The 4113-nt window shown below is 66.2% G+C and carries 3 protein-coding genes; all 3 read left to right on the top strand.

Features of this window, described 5'->3' with window-relative positions; translation table 11 throughout:
- Window positions 1-2256 (top strand): DUF5682 family protein (locus Q4C89_RS06760; RefSeq protein ID WP_303101845.1); only part of this gene is annotated, 2256 nt, incomplete at its 5' end.
- 104 nt (window positions 2257-2360) lie between these two features.
- Window positions 2361-2972, top strand: coding sequence for a hypothetical protein (locus Q4C89_RS06755; protein WP_303101844.1), 612 nt, complete (start codon window positions 2361-2363; stop codon window positions 2970-2972).
- On the top strand, window positions 2969-4113 hold a 1145-nt coding region (locus Q4C89_RS06750; protein ID WP_303101843.1), incomplete at its 3' end, for a VWA domain-containing protein. The genes Q4C89_RS06755 and Q4C89_RS06750, both read left to right, overlap by 4 nt.

The following is a 4113-nucleotide window of genomic DNA, read 5'->3' as shown; positions in this document are numbered from 1 at the left end:
CACCTCCTCCCCATTCGTCACCACGGCCCTGGCAGCGCCCGCAGCGTCCTTACCGCGCTGGACACGCTGCGGCCCGCCACGCTGCTGGTGGAAGGCCCGCCCGATGCCGACCCGCTCATTCCCTTTCTGGCCCACCCTGACACGGTGCCGCCCGTCGCGGTGCTGGCGCATGTGCATCTGTCTCCCGAACATTCCGTCTTTTACCCGCTGGCGGAGTTCTCGCCCGAATGGGTGGCGATTCGCTGGGCGCTGAAAAATGACGTGCCTGTGGGCTTTATGGACTTGCCCGCCGCCGTGACGTTGGCGCAACAACCCTCACCCCTTGCTTCGCAAGGCCCTCTCCCAAAGGTAGAGGGTGAAGAAAGCCCTCTCCTGGGGGAGAGGGAAGGAGAAACGGAGTTTCGGGAGGGTGAGGGGGGGCCTTCCGTCCGCGCCGACCCGCTCGCGCTGCTGGCTCAGGCGGCGGGCTACTCCGACTTTGAACGCTGGTGGGACGCGCTGGTCGAGTCTCGCGGCGAGGGCATTTTTGACGCGGTGAATGAGGTGATGGCGGCGGTCAGAGAGGGCAGTGTTGATGGTAAGGGGGACGGCTTCACCTCGGAGCGCGACCTCATCCGCGAGGCCCAGATGCGCGAGATTATCCGTGCGGCCCTCAAGAAGGGCGATGTAGCCGTCGTCTGCGGCGCATGGCACGCTCCCGCCCTCACGCCCGAGATGCTGGAACGCGAGAAAAAGAGCGACGGGGCGCGGCTCAAGGGGCTGCCCAAAGTCAAGACCAACCTCACCGTTACGCCGTGGACACACGGGCGGCTCACGCAGGCGAGTGGCTACGGCGCGGGCATCACCTCTCCGGGGTGGTACGCGCACCTCTTCAATACGCCCGCGCATGTCTCCGAAAGCTGGCTGACCCGTTCAGCGCGGCTGCTACGGGAAAAGGGGTTGGACGCATCCAGCGCACAGGTCATTGACGCGACCCGTCTGGCGGACGCACTGGCGGCGCTGCGGGGGCGCAGTCTGGCGGGGCTGGACGAACTCACCGACGCGACTCAGGCGGTATTCGCGTGGGACAGCGACACGCCGCTACGCCTGCTGTCCGAGCAACTGTTCGTGGGCGAGGTGCTGGGCAGCGTCCCCGCCGAAGTGCCCGCCGTGCCGCTGGCGCAGGATTTGGCGGCGACCCTCAAAACCTTGCGGCTCAAGCAAGAAGCCGTCACCCGCGAACTCACGCTGGATTTGCGCGAGGACAGCGGCCTGGGCAAGTCGCACCTGTTTCACCGCCTCAACGTGCTGGGCATTCCCTGGGCGCGGGAAAGCGCGGCGCGGGGCATGGGCACCTTCAAGGAAGAATGGTCGCTGCGCTGGGCACCCGAATACGCGGTGCGCCTCATTGAAGCGAGTCGCTTCGGCAATACGCTGGTGCGGGCCGCCAACACCGCCGCCGTGTCCCGCGCCCGCCGCGCCGACCTCGCGGAACTCTCCAAGCTGCTGGAAGTCACCCGCCTGGCGAACCTGCAAGGCGCGGCCCGTTTTGCCCTCGCCAAGCTGGACGAACGCGCCGCCAGTGCCGACACCGCCGCGCTGCTGGGTGCCCTGCCGCCGCTGGCCCGCCTCGCCCGTTACGGCGACGTGCGAACCCGCGAGGGCGACGACCCGCGCCCCGTGTTCCGCACGATTACTGCCCGCGCCGCTGCTGGTCTGCCGAACGCCGCCCACGCTCTGAAAGACGATGCTGCACAGGAGTTGCAAAAACTGGTCGCGGCGGCTGACAGCGCCGTGCGCTTGCTGGACGACGCGGACGCCTCGACGGAATGGGTACTCGCCCTGCACGCGCTCGACGCGGACGGCATCGCGCCGCTGCTGCGCGGGGACGCGGTGGCCCGCTTGCGTGACCGTGCCCTACTGGACGAAGAAGCCGTGCGCGTGCGGCTGGGCGCGGCTTTGGCGGCGGGCGGGGACGTGCTGACGGTGGCGGCGTGGCTGGACGGTTTTCTGGGCGAAGGCGGGCAAACCCTGCTGCACGACCCGGCGGCGCTGGGCCTGCTGGACGACTGGGTGGTCGGCCTTGACCCCGAGCAGTTTGACGCGGTGTTGCCTGCGCTGCGGCGTTCGCTGGCGCGGATTACCCCGCCTGAGCGTCGGCGCTTGGGCGAGGATTTGCGCGGTGTGACGCGCGAAGTGGTCAGCGCGGCGGTCAACGACGAACTGGGCATGCTGGCGGTGGCGACCGGGTTAAGGATGCTGGGGGCGAATGTATGAACTTCGTTGATGTTCTGCGGGAGCTTGAGCTTGAGCCGCTCCCATCCACGGTCACGGATTGGGAAGAGTGGGCCGTATCGAATAGGCTTACCCTCCCCGCTTCCTTGCTGGACGCCTTGCGCCTGGGCGCGGCAGAACTCCTGACCGAACACAGCAACGACGAGAAGTTTATAAGCACTGCGTTGTCGCCCTACAAGTACCGCAAGCTGCCCGTGCTGTATCTGCTGAACGAGAATCAGGGTAACTACACCTACGGTCTGTTGCTTGACGGCAGCGATGACCCACCCGTTTTGCTCCTCAGTCGCTGGTTGCAGCAAAACGGCGAGGTCGGCCCGAACCGCTGGCGGCCCTTCGCAGAGTCTTTCGCGGCCTTCGCCTTTGCCCGACTGTTCGATTATCAGTACCGCTGGCGGCCTGACTCGCGTGATGACCAAGAGCAGGAGGAAGCCGAGCTGTCGCTGATTTTGCGCCCCCTGACACCGAGGGTAGAAAAACGACTGAGGCAGCACTTCAAAGTCGGCCCCACCACTCCCGATGTCTTCGACTACCCGCCGGGGGGAGCGAGGCGCAGGTTTTACCGTCCTGGGCAGCGCGTGGGCTTTTGGCGAACGCCGAGCATGCCGGGTGAGTCGCCGCGTTGGGGCTGGTCGTGGGACGCGGTCTCTAGAGAGAAAAATGCCGAGCTGATGCAGCTTTTAGGCGAGGTTATGAAATGACAGTATCCCCGCAGGTTCAACCCGAAACCGCTCATCCCCAACCTGAACGCCTCCGCCGCTGGCGACTCCTCCTCGGCGGCCCCACCCGCAGCGGGCAAAGTGCTGATGGCATCGGCTGTGAACTCAATGCCCAGGATGCCCGCTTAGACGCGGCCCTCTCAGCCCTCTACGACGGCGCGGGCTTCAAGGTGCAGGGCGACAAGCCGGGCAAAAAGGAAAGCAAAGGCGTGGGCCTGGGCCATTCCGCCCCCACCGTCGCCGCGTGGCTGGGCGAGTTGCGCGACCTCTTTCCGCAGTCCACCGTGCAGGTGCTGCAACGGGACGCGGTAGAACGCCTCAATCTGCGTCACCTGCTGCTGGAACCCGAACTGATGGACACCATTGAGCCGGACGTGAACATGGCGGCGACCCTGCTCAGCCTCAAAGACGCGATGCCCTCGGAGGCCAAGGCGATGGCGCGGCAGGTGGTGAAAAAGGTGGTGGACGAGCTTTCGGCGCGGCTGGCGGAACCGCTCCGCAGTGCCGTGACAGGCAGCCTCAACCGCTCGCAGCGTAACTCTCGCCCCCGCCACAACGAAATCGACTGGGGCAAAACGGTCCTGAAGAACCTCAAAACCTACGACCCCGAGCGCGGCTCTGTCATTCCCGAAAAGCTGGTCGGCTACGGGCGGGCGCGGCGGCACCTCAAGTCGGTGACGCTGTGCCTCGACCAGTCGGGCAGCATGGCGAGCAGCGTGGTCTACGCGGGCATTTTCGGCGCGGTGCTGGCGAGTTTGCCCAGCCTGAAGACCCATGTGGTGGTCTACGACACGGCGGTGGTTGACCTCACCGAGCAGCTTTCCGACCCGGTGGACGTGCTGTTCGGCGTGCAACTCGGTGGCGGCACCGACACTTCGCCCGCGCTGGACTACTGCAAGAGCTTCCTGAAATCGCCCGAAGACCACGTCTTTATCCTGATTTCCGACCTCTACGACTCGGACGGCCCGCAGATGATCCGGCGGCTGGCGGAGTTCCGGGAAGCGGGGGTGCGCGTCATCGTGTTGCCCGCGCTGGACGACGACGGCACGCCCAGTTATCACCGCGAGTACGCCGCCCAAATTGCCGCGCACGACATTCCCGTGTTCGCCTGCACGCCCGACCA

Source organism: Deinococcus sp., assembly GCF_030523985.1.
GTDB lineage: Bacteria > Deinococcota > Deinococci > Deinococcales > Deinococcaceae > Deinococcus.
Note: the sequence above shows the minus strand (reverse complement) of the source record. Positions and strands in the feature narration are given on the sequence as shown.